The sequence below is a fragment of the Pseudomonas sp. LP_7_YM genome (genome assembly GCF_004364435.1).
Classification (GTDB): Bacteria; Pseudomonadota; Gammaproteobacteria; order Pseudomonadales; family Pseudomonadaceae; genus Aquipseudomonas.
The window spans coordinates 186071-208675 of record NZ_SOCT01000006.1 but is presented as its reverse complement, the minus strand read 5'-3'; the positions used below and the strand labels follow the sequence as shown (position 1 = coordinate 208675).

Here is a 22605-nt window from a genome sequence, read left to right as displayed (position 1 = left end):
CTCCGTTCGCCTATTTCCATTGAACATTAGGCGAGAACCGAACATCGAAGTCATTACCCTGACGAGGGCACGCCCGCTATCGCAGCCTCACAGCCAGGGCGGAACGGCTGCAAACACCGTTTGAACGTATGAAATCACCCGCCCATCGGTGCAGGGAGTCCCGTCCCAGGTCAGGCCCTATCCTCAGAGAACGACTCTGGGTGCTCATCGCACGGGCAGTTACCAGTGCACCGCTGCATCGTTCCAACGCTTTCGTCACACGAAGTCCGGGCCGCCGCTTTTTGCGCCGACCCGGGCATGAGAACAGCCGTACCGCCTGGCTGCATCGCATCAGCCTACCGGGCGTCGGCAAGATCCGGAGAAGACCCGATGACGCGCCACTCACGCCAACGACGCGATACACCTGTGACCCACATACTGGGCAACCGCTATCACAGCGTGCGCAGCCGCACCGAACGGCTGGCCGCGCCCCTCAGCCCCGAGGACATGGTGGTGCAGTCGATGCCCGATGCCAGTCCGGCCAAGTGGCACATGGCGCACACCACCTGGTTCTTCGAAACCTTCCTGCTCGCGCCAAACGTCCCTGACTACAAGCCCTTCGACCCGACCTTCGGTTACCTTTTCAATTCCTATTACGAAGCCGTCGGCCCTCGCCATCCACGTCCGCAACGCGGTCTGATGACCCGGCCGGGCGTCGATCAGGTCAGGGCGTACCGCAAATACGTCGATGAGCACATGGCAACGCTGCTGCTGGCCGGCCTGACTGACGAGATGTCAGGTTTGGTCGAACTGGGTCTGGCCCATGAGGAGCAGCATCAGGAACTCCTGCTCATGGACATCCTGCACCTGTTCAGTCTGTCTTCGCTCAAGCCTGCCTACGACCCGGGCTGGCCGAAAGATACCTGTGGGCGGCGCGGGCAATTCAAGCCGCTGGGCGCAGGTCTGGCTCAGATGGGTCACGGCGGCACTGGTTTCGCGTTCGACAACGAAGGGCCGCGTCACACCACTTATCTGCAGTCTTTTGAAATCAGCGACCGGCTGGTGACCAACGGCGAATGGCTGAGCTTCATCGCCGATGGCGGATACCACACCGCCGCGTTGTGGTTGTCCGAAGGCTGGAGCCTGATTCAGGAACAGGGCTGGAACGCGCCGCTGTACTGGCAGCACGACGAGAACGGCTGGAAGCGCATGAGCCTGCGCGGTCTTGAGGACATCGACCCTGCTGCACCTGTCACGCACATCAGCTACTTCGAAGCCGCCGCCTTCGCCCTATGGACCGATGCGCGCCTGCCTACCGAGGCGGAATGGGAGGCAGCCGCTCGCGCGGGGCTGCTGGAGCAGGTGGACGATGTCGCCTGGCAATGGACCCAGAGTGGCTACAGCGCATACCCCGGTTTCAAACCGTCGGTCGGTGCCGTCGGCGAGTATAACGGCAAGTTCATGGTCAACCAGATGGTGCTGCGCGGCGGCGCCAGTGTCACGTCGCCCGATCACAGTCGAGTGACCTATCGCAATTTCTTCCCGACCGACAAACGCTGGATGGTCGCCGGTTTGCGTCTGGCCCGCGACAGCCGTCAACCTGGCATGGTCAACCCGCAAGACAGCGAGTTTGCGCGCGATGTGATCGCCGGGCTGTCCGGGCCGACCAAGACCTTATCACCCAAGTATTTCTACGACGCTGCCGGATCGGACCTGTTCGAGGCCATTTGCCAGACCCCCGAGTATTACCCGACCAAAGCCGAAACCGGGCTGCTCAGGAACATCGCCGCGCAGATCGCAGCGTCCATTCCCCAAGGCGCAGCGTTGGTGGAATTTGGCAGTGGGGCCAGCGAGAAAACCCGCTTGGTGCTGGATGCCGCGCCGCACATCGACGTCTACGTGCCCATTGATATCAGCGCCACGGCGTTGAACAAAGCAGCGAAATCCCTGCGCCAGCAGTATCCGAACCTGGTCGTTGCGCCTCAGGTTGACGACTTCACCCGCGTCCTGACGTTGCCCGAGCAGGCCAAAGGTCATACTCGCGTCGGATTCTTCCCGGGTTCGACCATTGGCAACTTCACCCAGGATGAAGCGGCGCAGTTCCTGCGATCCGCCCACCAGGTGCTGGGCAAGAACGCTCAGTTCATCGTTGGCGTGGACATGGTCAAGCAAGCGCATACGCTGGTCGCTGCCTACGATGACGCTGAGGGCGTGACCGCGCGATTCAACAAAAACCTGCTGACCCGTATAAATCGAGAGCTCGGCGCCAACTTTAACGTTGATGCGTTCAGTCACCTGGCGCTATGGAACGCCGAGCAGGCGCGCATGGAAATGCATCTGGTCAGTCAGGTCGAGCAGGTAGTGGATGTCGCGGGCAACCGCTTCCATTTCGCCGCTGGAGAACGGCTGCACACGGAGAACTCGCACAAATTCACCGTGCAGTCATTCACCGAGTTGGCCGCCCGTGCTGGCTGGTCGGTGAGCCAGTGCTGGGTCAGTGAGGCACCGGAGGTGGCGTTGTTCAGGTTGCAGGCGTAACCCTGAGCAAAGCGGTGGGTTCGGCGCCATGAAATAAGCCGAACCACCCCTCTCGCCGGCAAGGCAGCTCTGTCGACCTGCGTGAATACCGTCGGTTTTCTGCCAACCGGGCGATTATCAGGCCGTGCGGTTTGCCCCCTGAAACAGTTGATGGGTTCGCGCACAGCAAACCCCGTCCCAGACACGCTGCGTTCAAACAAGTCCTGCCTGATTCGTTCGAGCCTTAGCGAGCGTATCGACGCAACTCAGTGCAACCTGCTAACGTCCACGCGCTGGGAGCAACCTCGATAAAGGACGAATCAACCCCTCATGGCCAAACCATCGCATCGTGAAAAAATACTGACCGAAGGACTCAAGGTCGTTCATGAGCGAGGGTTTGCGGGCGCCAGCGTGCGGGATATCGTGCAGGCGGCCGGAGTGCCTCAGGGCTCATTCACCAATCATTTCATGTCCAAAGAAGCCTTCGGTCTGGAGATCATCGATCTGTACTTCGATGCCGCGCGACAAGTGGTCGATCAGACGCTGCTCAACCCCGGATTGTCTCCGGTTGCGCGGGTAGTGGCCTACATCGATACTCACCGATGCACACGGGAGCAGGACGTTCACAAAGGCTGTCTGTTCGGAAACTTCACTGCCGAAAGCACCGAGCATAGCGAACCCATCCGCTTGCGACTGGTACAGATCTACGAATGGCTGACCAGCACGATTGCCAGTTGCCTGGACGATGCGATCAGTCATGGCGATTTGTCGCAGAACCTGGACAGCCGACAAGTGGCGCTGTTCATACTCTCCTCCCTGCAGGGTGCACTGTTGCTGGCCAAGGCCCAGCGCACCCTGGCGACGCTGGAAAGTTTCTCTGCGGTACTGACCAACGACGTGCTGCGCCTGCCCCGTCTGTCTTGATGCGCAAGGGTAGCCACCGCGTGGGCGGCATCGGTTTCAGACGCAGACACGCGAGAGTGAGCGGCTTTTGCCGGCTCCGCACCGGTGCAATCGTTCCCATGCAAACTTGCACACTCGCCCTGCACGATTCTTCATTGTCATTTGCAAAATTGCGCTGTTAGCATCCCAGCTGAACCTCACGGAGCGCGGCCTCTTTTGGTTGCCTGAACGAGCAGACAAAAACAATAACAGGGAGTCAGCCATGACGGCACAGGTAGTATCGGCCGAGACTGCAGATCAGGAGTCGGCCTGCGACACCGTTCTCTGCGAAGTACGCAATCATATTGGTCACATCACCCTCAACCGCCCTCAAGGCCTGAATGCCATCGATCTGAGAATGGTCCGGCAGTTGCAGCAGCAGCTCGATGCCTGGGCAACGGACGAGAACGTTTACGCTGTGGTGCTGAGAGGTGCGGGGGACAAAGCCTTCTGCGCCGGCGGCGACATACGCTCGCTGTACGACAGTTTCAAGCATCAACAGACGCACCATCAGGACTTCTTCGTCGAAGAGTATGCTCTGGACCTTACCCTGCATCACTATCGCAAACCCGTGGTGGCGCTGATGGACGGCTTCGTGCTTGGCGGTGGCATGGGTCTGGCCCAAGGCGTGGACCTGAGAGTGGTGACCGAGCGCAGCCGCCTGGCGATGCCGGAAGTGGCTATCGGCTATTTCCCGGACGTCGGTGGCAGTTATTTCCTGCCACGAGTGCCGGGCGAACTGGGCATCTACCTGGGCGTGACCGGTCTGCAGATCCAGGCTGCCGATGCGCTGTATTGCGGACTCGCTGACTGGTACCTGCAAAGTACACGCCTGGAAGATCTTGATCGGCAGCTGGACGCCCTCAAGTGGACGCTCACCCCGCTCAAGGCCCTGCAGGGCATCCTGGCTAAAATCGCCGTGCAACAATTGTCCGGTGCGCCGCTGCAGCGATTGCGGCCAGCCATCGACCATTTCTTTGCCCTCCCGGATATCCCGAGCATCATCGAGCAATTGCAGGAAGTCACGGTATTCGACACCCACAGCTGGGCCGTGGACACCGCCAATCTAATGAAAACCCGTTCCCCGCTGGCTATGGCCGTGACCCTTGAGATGCTACGCAAAGGGCGGCATCTGCCGCTGGAAACCTGCTTCGACCTGGAGTTGCATCTGGACCGCCAGTGGTTCGAGCGCGGTGACGTGATCGAAGGCGTGCGCGCCTTGATCGTCGACAAGGACAAGAAACCGCAATGGAACCCGCCTAACGTTGAGTCTCTGGATGCCGAGCATGTGGCGAGTTTTTTCAGCGGTCATGGGGCCTGACTATGCAAGACCTTGAGCTGACCGAAGAACAGATCATGATTCGCAACATGGCGCGTGAATTCACGCGCAACGAAATCGCGCCCCATGCCCGTGCCTGGGAACAGGCCGGCTGGATCGACGACGGGTTGGTAGACAAGCTCGGCGAGCTGGGTCTGTTGGGCATGATCGTCCCGGAGCAATGGGGCGGCACCTACATCGATTACGTGGCCTACGCGCTGGCGGTCGAAGAAATCTCCGCAGGCGACGCGGCCACCGGCACCTTGATGAGTGTGCACAGTTCGGTAGGCTGCGGCCCGGTCCTGAACTACGGCAGCGACGCTCAAAAACACCAGTGGCTGGAAAAACTCGCCAGCGGCAAGGCCATCGGTTGCTTCTGCCTGACCGAACCCCAGGCCGGTTCCGAAGCGCACAACCTGCGCACCCGTGCCGAGCTCAAGGACGGCGAATGGGTGCTTAACGGCGCCAAGCAGTTTGTCAGCAATGGCAAGCGTGCGCAGTTGGCGATCGTCTTCGCGGTGACCGACCCGCAGCTGGGCAAGAAAGGCCTCTCGGCCTTTCTGGTGCCCACCGACAATCCGGGCTATCGCGTTGATCGCATGGAACACAAGATGGGCATTCGCGCCTCGGACACCTGTGCGGTGACCTTGAGCGAGTGCCGTATCCCCGAGGCCAATCTGCTGGGCGAGCGTGGCAAGGGCCTGGCCATTGCCCTGTCCAACCTCGAAGGCGGTCGCATTGGGATTGCCGCGCAGGCCTTGGGCATTGCTCGCGCGGCGTTCGAAGCGGCACTGGTCTATGCCCGGGAGCGTGTGCAGTTCGACAGGCCGATCATCGAGCACCAGAGCGTCTCTAACCTGCTGGCCGACATGCACACCCGCATCAACGCCTCACGCCTGATGATTTTGCACGCCGCACGCTTGCGTACGGCGGGCAAGCTGTGTTTGTCCGAAGCCTCCCAAGCCAAGCTGTTTGCCTCCGAAATGGCCGAATGGGTCTGCTCCAAAGCGGTACAGATCCACGGCGGCTACGGCTACCTGGAAGACTACCCGGTGGAGAAATATTACCGGGATGCCCGCATTACCCAGATCTACGAAGGCTCCAGCGAAATCCAGCGCCTGCTGATCGCCCGTGAGTTGCGCCACTACGACCTATAGTCCCGGGCGCACGGGCCCTCATGGACCCGACACCGCGTAATTACGGCGTCCCAAACGCAAAATCAGCAAGGTCAATGTGTCGGCGTTCTTGAGCATGATCTTGCTGCGTACGCGGGCATCCGTCAGGAACAACTCCCGTGCCCGTTCCAGGCGAGCGGTCTTGGCGATCCGCAGAACCGTCGTCAGGCCACGATCATCATCTGCCGTGATATCCCGCAACTTGCCGGTTTCAAGGCGGGTGAAGAGTATGTCTGCAGGGCTGTGATGGGATAACCGATTTTGCTGAATGTCCTCGATATACGTGCGCATTCTCACGTTCGTCGGGTTGTCTTCACGCAACAGATCGGGGTACGGCGCCATGGCTTCGACATAGGCGATGTCATGAGTATCGAGCGCCAGATGCGAGAGTTCATGGAGCAGGTTGGCGGCCTGGTAGTGCATGGCCACCTCGAATCCTTCCCTGACGGCCTCGGGCCTGACCGCAAAGGCGGGCACGTTGAAGAAACGGTCCGTCAAAAACACACGCCGTTTCGGGTCTTTTTTCATGACGAAGGCGATCACGGATTCACGCCCCGGGCGATTGGTGCCCACGATGAAACGCGGTGACGAGAATGGCGACAATGAATCATCGGTAAAGGCTTCCAGCAACGCTTTGACCGAGCTTTTCATTGCGTTGAGCAGGCTCTCGTCAGGACTGGCGACGCCGAAGAAGTCACCCACCAGACGGTTAACACGAGGGTCCAATGAGTTGCCCCGGCGCAGGTGGAGATTATCCAGGCAGTTCTGCAGGTAGGACCTGGCCTGGAAGTGCGCCCGACCGATTCGTCTGGCGCGGTCGCGATACATCGCACGAATCTCAGGCATACCCTTGGCCTCGATGATCAGCCCCTCCTCGGCACTGCGTTGCGCATCGGAGGCGCGGAGCTTGGTGACGACACCTCCGCCACCCTTGAGGCCTTGCTCCAGTACCAGTTGCCACCGCTGGTTGTTATCAAGTTTGATCTGCGGTCCGAGAGAACCGTCGGCACCGACAATGCTCCACGTCCCCTCCTCAGGCAAACCTCTGACGCGGTATACCTTGCCGTTCACCACCGCATAAGGCGTGGCGTCTTTTTTGTTCATAAAGAGATTAAGCAGATTGTCGTGGCGCATTTCGTTGAGCGCTACGCCCTGCGCTTCCAGGCGCTGCAGACGTATCTGCTGTTCAGGGTCCAAACGGGCCACGGTCCAGGAATAAGGCGAGGAAGGCTCATCTTCATCGGGCTCAGCCGGTGACGAGTCCGTGCCGATCTGGTCAATGGACGGCGGCTCTTCGACTGCCTGCTCGCGAGCGGCAACCACTGCGCCCACGGCCGCGGTGAACTCCGAGAGTGCCTTGCCCCAACGGTGTCCCGAAGCCGAGACCGCCGAGGCGTGAAACAGCGAGTGACTCTGCCAGAGCGTCACCAGCGCCCCCAGTTTGCTCGGCAGCAGCGTCAGGGCCTGTCCCAATCCCAGCGCCGCGAGGAAGGCTCTGCCCGCATGATCCACCTGCGCATTGGTCACGGTGTTGGAGATGCTCGCGTTGAGCAATAATTCGACGGTGCCATCGAACAGCTCCTGCAGCGCATTGCCTTTGATCTCGGTGATCCCCAGCGCGACCGGGCCTGGTCTGCGCAGTGGAACATCGAAGTCAAACAGTCCGACGGAAGATGCCAGATGCGGCTCGATAAAGCCGCCATTTGCGTAGCGTCTATGCACCGCTGGGTCGAGGCGCTCCAGCACCAGTTTCTGCAATGCGCGGTCCTGGCGGATATCGGCCATCAGTGCCGCTTGACTCGGGTATTCGCGGAAAATGAAATCGGCGTAGATGGCATAGAGCAGTACAGGGCCGGCGTCGGGCCACGCCGGCCCTATCACGTAGAGCCCGGCCACGGTGTCCGGCGCCATCCCCGGATCGGCAACCAGTTGCAGCGGGCTGATGATCACCCGCACGCCCGCTACAGGCTCACGGGCAATACCGTCGGGCATCTCGAGCACTCGCGAAAGGAACGCATACGCTTGGGCGCTCAGCCTGCCCTGAAGTTTTTCAGGAAAAGCCGTTCCCTGAAGCAGCGACGGTAGCAGTTCGATAAAAATACGCTGGCGCTCGGCGAATTGGGGGTCGTCAGGCGTAAAGGCCTTACGCAACAGCGCCCGATAACCGGCACCTATGTCCAGGCGTCTGGTCAACCGTCGTACATAGTTGGGCGTCAGTAACCGCTCGGCATGGGGTTGTTCGACCGAGCTTATGGTCAGGGCGGCGTCAGGCTCCTCGACGAAACGGTTGATCGAATACTCGGTCAGCGTTTCCTGATGCTCGACCGTGGCAGCGGGCACAATGAAAGGCAATTCCCCCGCTGCCGGAACAGCGCTGACATAGCGACGCGAAATCACCGTGATCTGATCGGGGTTCAGCAGCTCATCGGGGAAGTCCTTGAGCAATTCACTGGCCAGTTGGTCGAACGTATAATCGCGCAGCGCGGGAATATCGAACAGGAAATCCTTGCCACCTTCGCTGGCCAGGTAATTACGTCTCAAGATGTTGTAGTAAAGACTCAGATCGCTGTTGGATATCGTGATCATCCATGAAGGCAGCATTGCATTGAAAATGCTATGAGCGATTCTGACCGACAGCCCATCGAGCATGCGGGTCAGATGTTCGTCCGCTTCGGTCATCCTCGCAGAGTGGCTGAACAGGCCTGCCTCGAACCGGCACCGTACAGCACGCAGGCAAAGCTGCCTCAGGTCTTGTCGTTCACGTGCATGCATGCCTTGTTGCAGTGTCTGCACGATGTGCCCGTCAACCCTGCGCAGCTCGATCTGCAGCTGGTTGGACGACGCACTCGACAAGTAATCACACACCACCGTGCGATCACGTTCTCCCAGAAGCGCCAGCCAACGCTCGTGATATCGGCCATTCAGTTTGCGCTGCAAGAGGTGCTTGAGCGCCTCGATCGAGGCAGTCTGCTGCCAGCCCTGCATGGGGCTCCAAAGCATGACCGGGCTGCCCGGCAGCAATGGCTGATTAAAAACCATCGTGTCGCACAACAGAATCGGCGGGTAGTCGTCACACATCAACCAAATTGAAAAAGCCTCCGTCACGTCCCTCCCCAGTGCGCTGCGCAGGGAGCGCACAGGCCGGTCCAGCACCTGCCGGAGCACGTTGATGCCGGCCTCGCTGATGCGCTTCTCGCGCACCCCCAATGCCAGATCCAGACGCATGGCGTCCTCACGCAGGCGCAGGGTTTCTGTGGCGGGTCGCCATTGTTGATTACCCTGTCGCCAGAGTTCGAAACGCGATTGCTCGAAGCGCTGCAGATAGCGGTCGATGAACGTCGTGGCCACGGTCTCCAGCATGTGATTGATCAGATCTGTCTCCAGGCATGCAGGCACTTGAGAAATCCCCAGCACAGCGTGGGCGCCTGAGGGAAGAAACCGGGAGCGATGACCGCTGACACATTCCAGCAGAAACGACACCAGTTTCATCGAGGCCCTTTGTAGCGATTCACTCACGGGGGTCGCGTGGGACTCGACATCGGAGGGATCGCCAGGCGCTGACTCCAGCCATTGCACACGAATGTCATCGGCGCATGCCGGTCCCTTGACCAGCACACATATGTAGCGCTGCAACGCTTGCTCGGCGAAGTCGATCAAAACGGTATCCATTTGCCGCAGATGCTGAGCGCGTAAGTCCAGGTCCTGGGATTGCTCCACCCACGATGCCGCAAGGCCGTTGTGGGGCTCTACGTCCAGTGCGGTCCGACTGATCGCGGCGCTGTTGCCTGTCAGGCCGGGCGACTGGGCAATGATCAAATCGTCGGACTGCTCGATCCAGACCTCGGCGAAGTTGAGCGGCAGGTCCCGGCACCAGCGGCCCGCACTGAATTGCAGTTGCCGAGGGTCAAGCAGTTGGCGAACGTCCAACGCATCATCGAGCATCGCCGTGACCTGTTCCGGGGCGCTTGGCAATGCCATGGCGTATGCAAGGTTGCGCGCCTGCAAGGCAATGATCGAATCGACACGATCGGCAAACACCGGGGTCTCGATCTCGTCGAGTTCGACCTGCAGCTGGCCCTGCGCAGACAAGATCGATTGGTCCGGCAAGGCCAGCGTCGGGCGAAGCAGCGAACGTCCCTGTACCGAGGAAAAATACGCGGACAACGCCGCAAGATCGGCGAATCTGATCAGCCGGTGGTCGGGCGAAAACCACACTACCTGTCGGTCAGTGTCCAACCGGGACTGTATGAGGAAAGTGCCGACCAGTGGACATGACACGCCCCCTGCGCTGAGGGTCAAGCGACTGCAAAGAACATCGCTGGCTGACAGAATGCCCGTTTCCGATTGCACCAGCGGCAGCAGCGTCTTAAGCAGCGTCGTGGTCAGGGTGTCGTCGTGCAACAGACTGTAGAGCTCGTGACGAAAGCTGTTGTTGAGGCTCTCGATGGCCAGATCACGACAGGTTCGTTGATCACTCCAGTTGCGACTCCAGAATGCCCTGAGCAGGGCAAGGTATTGTTCCCCTACTCCCGCCTTCGCATCAGTCAACGCTCGGGCACACAACGCTGCGTCGACAGCGCTGACCACCATGCCCCGCATGTCGAGAAACTGTCGCCGGACACCCTGCGCAAGCCTGACCTTGCAGCTGTCATCGAATGTCGCCTGGGCCAGTGTCTGGGTAAATGGAACGGTGTCCGTGTCAGTATTTGACTCGGCAACGAGCTGCAGCAGATGTGTCTCGGGGTCGATTGAAAGGTGCGGCAGCGTTCGACGCAGTTGCCGATTCAATGAAGCGGTGGAGGCGTCCAGCAATGAAGGCAATCGCTTCAACTGCGATGTCAGTTGTTCGATGTATTGAACCTGCTGGTCGACAATGGCCAGCATCTGTGCGCGGAACGGATCACCTTCGATTTTCTCGCACTCGAACACGCGCTCGACGTTGCCCCGGGCGAACCGGGTGCACAGCGTTTCCAGCAGCGCCCTGCGACCGTCGAACACCTCGACACCCTTGGCCAACGTATACAGGTAGACCTTTGAATCATTGGGCCGGGCATGACTGAACAGCAGCGCGGCCGTGAGCTCAAAAGGCCTGAACGAGCCGTCGTTGAAGATCAGCCGGTCGACCCTGACAGGATCCGGCCCACCGGCAACCAACGGACGCGCCACGTCCTGTAGCCACAATTGCTCTTCGGCCCGAAGCCGACCGCCTTGCAAGGCGTCGGCGAGTTCATCGATGAAGCGCTGCCTGAGTGATGCGCTGCGCAAATAATTGACTGTCGTGATGGACATGAAAACTCCTTATTGCATGAACGACCCTGTCCGGCGGTGAACCGGTTTCGGGCAACATTGGCAGGAGCGTAAGGAGAAAAATCGGGACCATGCGCTACATAGTGCTGTGCACGATGACTGATATTTCGGATTCACTGATTGCCGCATGGCGCCACCAAAGGGCAGCACAAAGGCGGCAACGACCGACCGGCGTACCGGTCGGCCAGGAGATGACTGGCCTGAAGCGCGGACCATTTTCGTTCGCGCGCATGTGCAAATGGGCAGGCCGTCGATTGATGAACGCTACGATGCGTGTCTCGCAGGCCAGGCCGACTTGCGCGCCTTCATGGGCTTGGCACCACATAGTTATGTCGCCCGAGGCGCACGACCAGCAGGGTCAGGGAGTCGGCATTCCTGAGCATGATCTGGCTGCGCTTGTTCACATCGGTGAGAAACACTGTTCGGGCGTCGTCCAGCGTTTTGCTGCCGGTGATGCGCAATATCGTCGAATAACCGAGGGCGTCATCACGGGTAATGTCTCGCCATTGCCCCTCTTCAAAATGCTTGAACAGGTCTCTCTTCAGGGTGCGGTGTGAAAAACGATAGTCATGCAGACGCTCTATTTCAGCCCTGATCGAGAGATTGCTGGCGGTGTTCTGACGAAGCAGATCAGGATACGGTGCATTGGACTCCAGATAAGCCATGTCCTTGGTGTCCAGGACGATATGCGACAACTCATGGATCAACGTGGTGGCCTGGAAATGCACCGAGGAATCGAAGCCCGCGGCAGCTGCTTCAGGCTTGAGGCGAAAAAGCGGCGTGCGGAAAAACTGCTCCGTTAGAAACAAGCGCTTTTGCGGATCGTCCGGGACGATGAAAGCGGTGACACGTTCACGGCCCTGACGATTGGAACCCACCACGAACCGCGGTGATGAGAACGGCGATAACGATGAGTCCATGACGGCATCAAGCAGTGCCTTTGTCGCGCTCTCGACCTGTGTCAACAACTGCTGGCCGGGTTGATCGGCGCCGAAGAAGTCGCCAATGATATTTGTGATCCGAGGATCCTGCGGTGTGCCTCGCTGGCATGCATTGAGATTTTCCAGACAATTTTCCAGATACAGCCTGGCCTGTTGGTGCGCTTGGGCGATCCGTCTGGCGCGGTCGCGATACAGCAGACGAATCTCGGGCATCCCGCTGGCTTCGATGATCAGCACATCCTCGGCGCTGGAGGTGGCTGACGATGTCCGCAGGCTGCTGATCACAGGGCCCCCGCCCCTTAAACGCATACTGATATCGAGCTGCCAGCGTTGATTACCATCGAGCACAAGCTGGGGGCCCGGCGTGCCGTCAGCGCCGACAATGATCCACTTCCCCTGCTCAGCGATACGCTTGACCTGGTACACCCTGCCAGCGACCACCGCGTAGGGGGTGTCGTCATGCTTGTCCATGTAAAGGTTGAATAACTCGTCGTGACGCAAATCGGTGAGGGCCACGCCTTGGGCTTGCAACCCTTGAAGACGCATCTGCTGTTCAGCAGTCAAGCTGGTACCGCGCCAGGAGAAGTTCGGTAAAGGCTCCTCCTGTTCCAATTGCGCAATCTCCGGGCCGGGCCGGCCGTGCGATTCGGCAGGCTTGTCATCGATGGCCTGTTCCCGGGCGGTAACCATGACACCCATTGCCGCGGTAAATTCGGAAAGCGCCTCGCCCCAGCGATGCCCCGACACCGACACCGCAGAGGCGCGCAACAACGTATGGCTCTGCCAAAGGGTAACCAGTGCTGCCAGTTTGCTCGGCAACAGGTTCAGTGCCTGACTGAACACCAGCGACGCCAGAAACGTGCGGCCCGCCTGATCGGCTTGCTGATTGCTCACTGAATTGGACATACCGATGTCCAGCAGAACCTTGATCGAGTCGTGGTACAGGAACCGCAAGGCATTGCCCCTGACTTCGGTGATCTCCAGCGAGAGGGGTCCCGGCTTGCGCAGCGGGAAGTCATACAGTCCTGTGGAGAATGGCAGATGCGGCTCTACAAACCCACCATGTGCGTAGCGCCGGCGCACCTCCGGTTCAACACGCTCCAGTAGCAGTGCCTGTAATGATTCTTCCGTGCGGATATCGTCGAGCAACGCCGACTGATCAGGGTATTCACGCAACGTAAAAGGCGCGTGGTAGATCGCGTACAGCACCACAGGCCCTGCATTCGGGGCCGCAGGACAAATCAGGTAAACGCCATTGACAGTGTCCGAACTCATTCCCGCATCGGCCACCAGTTGCAGCGGGCTGAGAATCACCCGAATCCCGTCCACCGGCTCACGGGCGATGCCGTCGGGCATGTCCAGCACCCGTGCGATGAAGTCATAGGCCTGGGCGCTGAGTTTGCCCAATACCTTCTCCGGCAGCGCCACCCCCAGCAGTGCAGGAGGCAACTGGTCGATGAACAGGCGTTTTCGAGTCGCGTAGTGAGCATCACCAGGGGTGAACGCCTTGCGTAACAGTGCCATGTACTGCGTTCCCACATCCAGGCGCCTGACCAACTGGCGCACATAGTCAGGCGTCAGCAGCCAGGCTGCCTGCGGCTGGTCATTGGAGGCGACACTCAGCGCGGCGTCCTGCGTATCGACGAAGCGGTTGATCGCAAAGTCGGTCAGCGATTCACTGCGCACTTGCGTGGCAGCCGGAACCGCCGAGGGCAGGTCACCGGCCGCCGGGAACGCACTGACAAAGCGCCGCGAGGTGACTGTGATGCTTTCAGGGTTCCAGGGCTGACCGGGAAAATCCTGGTTCAATCTGGTGCGCAACTGTTCGAGCGCCAGATCCTGCAACGTAGGAATCCCGAACATGAAATCCTTGCCACCGTCGGTAGCAAGGTAATAACGGTTGAAAATACCGTAGTACAGCTTCAGGTCCGACAGGGTTGCCGAGTTTATCCATGAGGGGAGCATCGCCTCGAAAATACTGTTGTCGATTCTCACCGACAGGCCATCAAGCATGTCGGTCAATTGGGCATCGGGTTCGCTCGCCGCTGCAAGCCGGGTGAACAGGTCAGCTTCGAAACGAGAACGTACAGCGCGCTGACACAGGACTTCGAGGTCCTGTTGCTTGCGGCTCAGCACTGCCTGCTGCATGGCTTCGGTAAAATGTCCGTCGACCCTGTCGAGCTCGAAGATGACCTGGTTATCGGAAATCTTTGACAAATGAGCTCGCACCCACGAGCGATCACGCGCCCCGAGCAGCGCCAGCCAGCGTTCGCGATGAACCCCGTTGAGGTTCCGGTGCAAAACGGTTTTCAAGCGCTGCACCGAAGCGTACTGACGCCAGCCAAACTCACAGCACCAGAGCAGTACCGGGCTGCCCGGTTCAAGAGGCTGTGTCAATGCGATCATATTGCTGAGCAAAGCCGCGCAGTGGTCGCCATGCTTGAGGGAGATGGAAAACGCTTCCGTGACTACTCCCCCCAGCGCTGTTCGCCATGCTCGTTCAGGTTGCTCCAGGATCTGTTGGGCCATTTCACTTGCCGTGGCGTCAAATCTGCCTTGACGCGCTCCCAGTACCAGATCAAGGCGCATCGCATCTTCACGAAGGCTTAATGCGTCCCTGGACGGCTGCAACTGCTCATCGCCCTGTCGCAGAAACTCAATGCGCGAGGCTTTGAAGCGCTGCAGATAACGCTCGATAAAGCCGGGCACCAGCTTGCCCAGAGCGTGATTGATGAGGTCCATATGCACCTGCGCCGGCGCCCGGTCCACGATAAGTTGCGCGCCAACGCTCAGGATCGCGGCGCGGTGACCGCTGACACATTCGAGAAGCAGCGCCACCAGCCCTATTGACATTAATTGCTGCGATTCACTGATCGGCACGGCGTGAGCCTCAACGTCCGAAAGATCGACAGGTGCCGACTCAAGCCATTGCACACGAATGTCCTCAGCGCGCACACCCTCCTCGATCCATGCGCACACATAGTGCTGTAATGCCTGTGCTGCAGTATCGTGCAGGAAGTTATCCACCTGCCTGAGGCGTTCAGCCCGGGAATCGAAGGCTTGCGCATATTGCACCCAGGATGCGTCCGGATCGTCGTTGATCTGATCGGTATCCGGAGCGGGTGGGCTCATTGGCTGGCTAGGAGACTGTGGGACAGCAGCCCGTGTGCCCGCGGCGTCGGCATTCGATTCGCCTCGCCGGATCGGTAGACTCTGGCCCGCCCGGGCAGGAGGCCGGGGATCGCCACCCGTGCTGCGCTCAGGCTTGATCCATACCTCGGTAAAGCTGAACGGCGCGTCCCGGCGCCATCGACCGGCATTGATCTGCAACTGCCGTGGATCGAGCAACTGGCGGATATCCAGGGCGTCATCAATCATCGCCGTGATCTGCTCGGGCGCGGCGGACAACTGCAGCGCATACATCAGGTTGCGCGTTTGCAAGGCGATGATCGAATCGACGCGGTCCACCCCTACAGGGCCTGGAATTTCTTCCAGCCCGACCTGTAGCGAGACTGCACTGAACAGATCCGATTGATCCTCAAGCGCCAGCGCCGGGCGCAGTTGCTCACGCCCTGGCACGGTGGCGAAAAAGGCCGCTAATGCTTCAAGGTCCTGGAAGCGGACCCACTGATGATCAGTCGAAAACCACAAAAACGCCTCGGCAGCATCGTCTCTGGGCCTTACAACGAATGTGCCAGCCAAGGCGTACGATTTGCCGTTGCCCGTGCTGACGGTCATCCGGTGACAACGCAGGTGACTGCCTGCAGGTAGAGCGCCCGCAGGCGACTGCACCAGCGCTGAGAGGGCTTGGAGGGTATCGGCACTCAGAGCTTGCTCATGTCGGCAGCGATAGAGTTGGCGACGCAAGCTGTCCTTGAGCGTGCCGACAGCCAGATCGCGGCGGGTGCTGGAGCCAACCACCGGTTGTGTCCAGAACGCACTGAGCAGTTGAGTATAGTGCTCGCCCATGCGGGCCGCCGCCCCGGCAAATGCCCTTGAGAACAATGCGCTGTCGGCGGCATTGGCGATGCGCCCCTGCGCATCGAGATAGCGCCGCATGAAGCCATTGCCAAACTGCACCTTGCAGCTGTCGTCAAACGCCGACATTGCCAAAGTCCGGGTGAAAGGCGTCAGTTGCGCATCATTATTCGCATCCGGGACGAGCTGTAACAGGTGCGTCTCGGGGTTGATCACCATATGCGGAAGCAGTTCACGCAATTGGCGGGTCAGGGAGGCTGTCGATGCGTCCAGCAAGGTGGGCATCAGTTTGAGCTGCGCGGCCATTTGCCCAAGGTTCTCGACCTGCTGGTCGACAATTGCCAGCATCTGCGCCCGGAACGGACTGTCGTCGATCTTTTCGCATTCGAATATCGCCTCAGCGTCACCCTCGGCATAGCGATCACGCAGCGCGCTCAGCAACGCATGGCGATCATTGAAGACCTCGATGCCGTTGGCCAAGCTATACAGATAGGTCCGCGGATTGTCAGTCAGGGCATGACTGAACAGCAACGCCGCCGCGAGTTCATCCGCTCTGGCCGAAGCCGTGTTGAAAAGAATTCGATCGACCCTCACCGGGTCCGGGCGGTCTGTCGGGATGGAATCGGTCAGACTCTGTAGCCACAGCCGTTCTTCGGCTTGAAGACAATGGGTCTGCAGCGCGTCATCGAGCACCCTGAGATAGCGCTGCTCAAGGGCAGCGCTGTGAAAATAGCTGAAGATTGCGGTAGCCATGGAGAACTCCTCATTGCATAAACCGCCCACGCCTGGTGCCGTACCGGGCGTGGGCAAGATGCCAAGGAGCGTAAGGAGAAAATCGCACGGGCTGCACTACATAATGCAGTACCTGCAGATCGGGATTTCGGATTTACTGGTTTAGCGCGCCCGCCCGCCGTCCATGCGTCGCATTGACACATCGGCCAGGCTGCCGATTGCCAAACGTCGATCGCTCAACCGTTCGGCACCGCGAAATTGTGCCGCCCCAGGCGCGATATCAGCAGCGCCACCGAGTCGGCATTCTTAAGCATCACCTGGCTGCGCTTGTGGACATCGGCCAGAAATATATCCCGCGCCCGGTCCAGCGTCTGCGCGCCAGTGATCTGCAGGATGGAAGCAAATCCAAGTCGATCCCCCTGCTTGATCGCGCGCCATTTGCCGTTATCAATTCGGGTGAACAGGTCTTTTTTCAAAGTGCGATGGGACAGTCGGTAATCCTGTAAACGCTCTATCTGGTTGAACCTGCGCAGCGCACTGGAGGTGTTCTTGGGCAACAGATCCAGATGAGGCGAGCTGGCCTCCAGATAAGCGATGTCCCTGGTATCGAGCACCAGATGGGACAGCTCATGGATCAGCGTCGCGGCCTGATAATGTACCGGTTGCCTGAACCCCTGGGCCAGTGCTTCAGGCCTGAGCCGGTACAGGCGTACGTTGAAGAATCGCTCCGTCAGAAAGATACGCTTGCGCGGATCTGCGGGGATCACGAAGGCCGTAACCCGTTCGGTGCCCGGACGGTTGGAACCCACGATGAAACGGGGCGATGACATCGGCGACAAGGACGGATCCATCAACTCGTCGAACAGCGTCTTGATGGTGCTTTCTACCCGGGTCAGCAGCTGTCCGTCAGGGCTCGAAGTGCCAAAGAACTCGCCAAGGATTGTTGCTACGCGCGGATCTGGCGCAGTGCCCTGCGGGTTTACATGGAGGTTGTCCAGACAGTTTTCCAGGTAATGCCGGGCTTGCACATGGGCCTCTTCGATATGCCTGGCCTGCGCACGATAGCGCGACCGAATCTCAGCCATACCCGTGGCTTCGACGCTCAACACATCCTCGGCAGTGGACATCGTGATTGACGATTTCATAGACGCAACGACACCGCCGCCACCTGCGAGGCGCAGATTCAGATCCAGCTGCCAATGCTGATTGCTGTCGAGTAACAGCCGTGGCCCGGCATCACCGTCAGCGCCGACAATCATCCATCTTCCCTCTTCGGGTATAGGCTTGATCTGATACACCTTGCCAGCTACAACGGCGTAACGATTCTTGTTGGCCGGGTTCAGGTAAAGATTGAGCAAGCTGTCGTGACGCATCTGGCTGAGGGCTACGCTCTGCGCTTCCAGCCCCTGAAGGCGCATCCGCTGCTCGGCAGTCAGGGACGTCGAGCGCCATGAAAAAGTCGGTGCCAGTGGATCCTCCTCGACCGTCACCAGCTCCGAACCGCTGCTGCCGGGCGTTGAATGGCGGCTGTCCTCGTTCGCTTGCTCACGGGCCGAGACCATGACGCCAAGTGCTGCGGAAAACTCTGAAAGGGCTTTGCCCCATTGATGTCCCGATATCGAGCGGACCGACTCGCGAAGCAGCGTGTGACCTTGCCAAAGCGTCACCAGCGTGGCCAGCTTGTTGGGTAACAGGCTCAATGCCTGATTCAATACGAACGTTGCCAGAAAGGCTCTTCCTGCCTGATCGATCTGTTCGTTGGTCACCGCCTGGGCAGCGCCCATATCGAGCAACAGCTTGCTCGTGCCCCGGAACAGCGCATGCAAGGCATTGCCTTTGATTTCGGCAACGCCCAATGCAACCGGTCCGGGCCTGTGCAGCGGCAGGTCAAAATCGAACAAGCCGACCGAAGAGGCCAGGTGCGGTTCGCTGAAACCGCCATGGGCGTAGCGCCGCTGCACATAGGGATCAACGCGTTCGAGCAACAGTTTCTGCAATGATTGATCATCACGCATGGCGTGCACCAGTGCCGTTCGGTTAGCGTATTCGCGGAACGTGAACGCCGGGTGGTAGATGGCGTACAGCACTACCGGGCCCGCATGAGGGTCCGCCGGGCAGATCAGGTAAACCCCGGCCACCGTGTCCGGCTTCCTTCCCCTATCGGCAATCAGTTGCAGTGGGCTGATGATGATCGGCACACCGTCCACCGGCTCACGGGCAATGCCGTCGGGCATGTCAACCAGCCGCGAGACGAAGTCACAGGCCCGGGGGCTGATTTTTCCCTGAATCTTTTCGGCCAGTGCCACCATCTGCGTTAAAGGTCGCATCTGTTGAATAAAGAAGCGCTCGCGCGCGGCATACTCGGCGTCAAGGGGCGACAACGCTTTACCCAGTTGCTCCATATAAGCTGCGCCCACGTCCTGTCCCCGGACCAGCTGGCGCAGATAGTCGGGCGTGAGCAACTGCGCCGCTTGCGATTGGCCTTCGGGGTCGACACTCAGGGCAGTGTCCCGCGCATCGATGAAGCGGTTGATCGCGTACTCGGTCAACGACTCATGTTGCGTGATGGTGGCGCCCGGCACAGCGGATGGCAGCTGCCCCACCGGCGGAATGGCGTTCACATAACGACGTGACGTCACGCTGACCTGATCAGGATCCATCGGCTGCCCGGGGAAGTCCTTGCTCAGTTGCGCGCTCAGCCGTTGGCGAGCCGTTGCCTGCAATGAGGGCACATCAAAGAGAAAATCCTTGCCACCGTCACTGGCCAGATAGAAGCGCTTGAAAAGCGCGTAATACGACCTCAGGTCGGGGAGAGAGGCTTGGGATAACCACGACGGCATCAATGCCGCAAAAATACTGTCGGCGATTCGCAACGTCAGAGTGTCCAGCATGGCAAACAGCGGTGCGCTCAGTTCGATGGCATGCGCAAGCCGGCTAAACAGCCCGGCCTCGAAGTGGCACCGTGCGGCGCGCAGGCAAAGTCGGCGCAGCCCCTGCTGCTGGCGAAGCAAGGCTGCCAGTTGCAAAACTTGCATGGCATGTTCGTCAATGCGCTCCGGACGGATGAGGACCTGGTTGTCGGCAGGCTTGGCCAAGTGAGCTTTCAGCAGCGCGCGGTCATGATCACTCACCAGCGCCAGCCAACGCCCGGAGCGGGTTTGCCGAAGTTCGAGCTGCACCGCCTCCTGCAGGGCTTGAATCGAAGCGAATTTGCGCCAGCCTACCGAGCCGCGCCAAAGCATGACCGCACTGTTCTGTTTGAGCGGCTGCCTGACCAACAACGTATCGCAAAGCATCACAGCATCGCCGTCGTAGACCAGCGAAAGTGTAAACGCCTCGGTCAGGTAGCCGCTCATCGCCGTACGCAACGAACGAATCGGACGACCCAGCACTTGGCGAACCATGCTCACAGCAGCGTCGTCGAAACGGCCCTGGCGCTTTCCCAGTGCCAGATCCAGCCGTATGGCATCCTCGTGCAGACTGAGCGCTTCTCCGACCGGCCATAAATGCCGATCACCATGGCGCTGAACGTCGACACGCGAGTTCTTGAAGTGACGGAGATAACGCTCCTCGAATCCGGCCGCCACCTTGTCCAGCATGTAATTGATCAACTGGATCGGAACCGCGGCGTCTGGCGCCGACTCGATCCGAACCTGCGCGCCGGCAGGCATGGCAGGCGCACGGTGGCCGCTGACATGCTCAAGCAGCAACGACACCACATCCTTGGAAACCAACCGCTGCGATTCACTCACCGGTGCGGCATAGGTCTCGACGTCCGATGAGTCGACAGCCGCCGACTGCAGCCACTGTATGCGAATGTCGCGGGCTCGAAGGGCGCCGCCGATCAACACGCAGACGTAGTGCTGCAAAGCATGCTCGGCACAGTCGAGCAGCACATTGCCCAAACCTCGCAGGCGTTTGGCCCGCCCATCCAAAGCCTGCGCCAACTCCAGCCAGGACGCCGACAGAATCATCCTCGGCCGGGTATCGCCAGCGGACTCCTGATCCGGATGGGATGCGACATTATCCGGATCAGCGGAAACAGACGTGGGAAGCGAAACAGCCGCGAAGGGCTTGAGCCAGACGTCATGGAAGTTGAACGGCGACTGCTGCCGCCAGCGCCCGGCACTGAGTTGCAATTGCCGCGGATCAAGCAGTTGGCGAATGTCCAACGCATCATCGATCATGGCCGCCACTTCTACAGGCATGCTGTGCAAACCTGTCACATGCACAAAATTGCGGGACTGAAGGGCGATGATCGAATCAACCCGCTCAGCAAACACAGGTCTGCGGATTTCGGTCAGCGCTACCTGGACATGGCCCTCTTGCTGTAGCACCGGCTGATCCTCGATAGCCAACCCGGGACGAAGTTGCTGATGCCCTTGCGGCGTTTCGAAATAGCGAGCCAATGCCGCCACGTCACTAAAGGTGCGCAAGCGATGGTCAGCACCAAACCACAGTAATGAGCCATCAACGTCATTGCCATTGAGGACCGCAAATGTGCCAGCCAATGGATAGGCAGCACCATTACTGACCTGCAGGGTCATTTGATGGCATCGCATAGCAGTGTTTTCAGGGCGGTCGCCCGAGCCCCATTCCAATAGCGGCGCCAGCGCGGTGAGTACCTTCGGATCAAGCGTGCCATCATGGCTGTGCCGGTAAAGATCACGGCGCAAGCTGTTTTGCAAACTCAAAATCGCCAGTTCGCGGCGTGTACGAGTATCGCTCAGGGGATCGCCCCAATAGGCCCTGAGCAATTGCCGATAGTGGCCCGCCACGCCATTGGCCGCCTTGCTCATGGCCTGGGAAAAAAGCGCCGAGTCGACAGCATTGGCATCCCGTCCCTGGGTATCGAGGAATCGTCGCTGGAAACCCTCTTCGATTTTAAGGTTGCAAAAGTCATCCAGGGTCGCTTGGGCCAGCGTCTGGGTGACCGGTGTCGACTCTACATCCCCTTTGGAAATGCCAACGATCTGTAGCAGATGAGCCTGTGGGTCGATGGACATGCCCGGAAGCGTCTGACGCAGCTGTTCGGCAACCGAGGCATTAACCGCCTGCAGCAACGTGGGTGTGAGCTTGAGCTGTTCGCTCAAGCATGCGAGTTGTTCTACTTCATGTTCGACAATCGCCAGGGTCTGAGCGCGAAATGGATCACCGTCGATTTTCTGGTATTCGAACAGCACCTCGGCATCACCGTGGGCAAACCGGGCACGCAGCTCCACCAAAAAAGCATGACGATCACCGAAGACCTCGACACCGCGCGCCAGGCTGAACAGATAAACCTCGGGGTTATCGGTCAGGCCATGGCTCAACAGCAGGGCAGTGCACAGCTCGAACGGCCTGACCGCGCCTTGGTTGAGCATGAGCCGGTCCACCCGCACGGGATCTTGCCCCCCCAACACCAGCGGACGGGCCAGATCCTGTAGCCACAATCGCTGTTCGGCGCGCAGACGATTATCGTTGAATGCTTCATCAAGCGCGTCGATATAACGCTGCCTGAGGGCGGCACTGTGGAAATAACGGGAAGTGGCAATCGACATGGAAGCTCCTTATGACAGGCTTGCCCGGACCCGGCGGTAAACCGGGCTCGTGCAAAATTGCCAAGGAGCGTAAAGAGAAAAGCCGCATGCACTGCGCTACATAGTGCTGTACACACACCGTGCAGCTTCGGATTTACTGACTTTTCCAGGCAAAGCCCTGGAGGGCTCTCAGGCTT

General features: G+C 59.6%; 7 protein-coding genes. 4 read left to right on the top strand and 3 right to left on the bottom strand.

Features of this window, described 5'->3' with window-relative positions; translation table 11 throughout:
• The first annotated feature begins 369 nt into the window (after positions 1–369).
• The 4 genes from egtB to EC915_RS16385 all read left to right on the top strand — a co-directional run bounded on the left by egtB (position 370) and on the right by EC915_RS16385 (position 5913).
• On the top strand, positions 370–2517 hold the full coding sequence (gene egtB / locus EC915_RS16400) for an ergothioneine biosynthesis protein EgtB (RefSeq protein WP_133751576.1): 2148 nt from the start codon (positions 370–372) through the stop codon (positions 2515–2517).
• A gap of 309 nt (positions 2518–2826) precedes the next feature.
• Entirely contained in the window at positions 2827–3420 is a 594-nt protein-coding gene (locus EC915_RS16395; RefSeq protein ID WP_133751575.1) for a TetR/AcrR family transcriptional regulator, read from the top strand.
• A 241-nt stretch (positions 3421–3661) separates the two neighbouring features.
• Positions 3662–4759, top strand: coding sequence for an enoyl-CoA hydratase/isomerase family protein (locus EC915_RS16390; RefSeq protein ID WP_133751574.1), 1098 nt, complete (start codon positions 3662–3664; stop codon positions 4757–4759).
• A gap of 2 nt (positions 4760–4761) precedes the next feature.
• Positions 4762–5913, top strand: a complete 1152-nt coding sequence (locus tag EC915_RS16385; protein ID WP_133751573.1) for an acyl-CoA dehydrogenase family protein — start codon at positions 4762–4764, stop codon at positions 5911–5913.
• An 18-nt stretch (positions 5914–5931) separates the two neighbouring features.
• Here the strand turns inward: EC915_RS16385 and EC915_RS16380 are convergent, their stop codons facing one another.
• From EC915_RS16380 to EC915_RS16370, 3 genes are all read right to left on the bottom strand, one after another.
• Positions 5932–11220 (bottom strand): dermonecrotic toxin domain-containing protein, encoded by a 5289-nt coding sequence (locus tag EC915_RS16380; protein ID WP_133751572.1) that lies wholly within the window; start codon positions 11218–11220, stop codon positions 5932–5934.
• A 323-nt stretch (positions 11221–11543) separates the two neighbouring features.
• The gene (locus EC915_RS16375) at positions 11544–16910 is read right to left on the bottom strand and encodes a dermonecrotic toxin domain-containing protein (RefSeq protein ID WP_133751571.1); all 5367 of its coding nucleotides are present in this window, start codon (positions 16908–16910) and stop codon (positions 11544–11546) included.
• 215 nt (positions 16911–17125) lie between these two features.
• Complete coding sequence (locus EC915_RS16370; RefSeq protein WP_133751570.1) at positions 17126–22429, bottom strand: hypothetical protein; 5304 nt, start codon at positions 22427–22429, stop codon at positions 17126–17128.
• Between the last annotated feature and the right edge of the window lie 176 nt (positions 22430–22605).

What these genes read in the sequence shown, in the direction of transcription:
- egtB (WP_133751576.1), top strand. Translation starts at nt 370, where the DNA reads ATGACGCGCCACTCACGCCAACGACGCGATACACCTGTGACCCACATA.
- EC915_RS16395 (WP_133751575.1), top strand. Translation starts at nt 2,827, where the DNA reads ATGGCCAAACCATCGCATCGTGAAAAAATACTGACCGAAGGACTCAAG.
- EC915_RS16390 (WP_133751574.1), top strand. Translation starts at nt 3,662, where the DNA reads ATGACGGCACAGGTAGTATCGGCCGAGACTGCAGATCAGGAGTCGGCC.
- EC915_RS16385 (WP_133751573.1), top strand. Translation starts at nt 4,762, where the DNA reads ATGCAAGACCTTGAGCTGACCGAAGAACAGATCATGATTCGCAACATG.
- EC915_RS16380 (WP_133751572.1), bottom strand. Translation starts at nt 11,220, where the DNA reads ATGTCCATCACGACAGTCAATTATTTGCGCAGCGCATCACTCAGGCAG.
- EC915_RS16375 (WP_133751571.1), bottom strand. Translation starts at nt 16,910, where the DNA reads ATGGCTACCGCAATCTTCAGCTATTTTCACAGCGCTGCCCTTGAGCAG.
- EC915_RS16370 (WP_133751570.1), bottom strand. Translation starts at nt 22,429, where the DNA reads ATGTCGATTGCCACTTCCCGTTATTTCCACAGTGCCGCCCTCAGGCAG.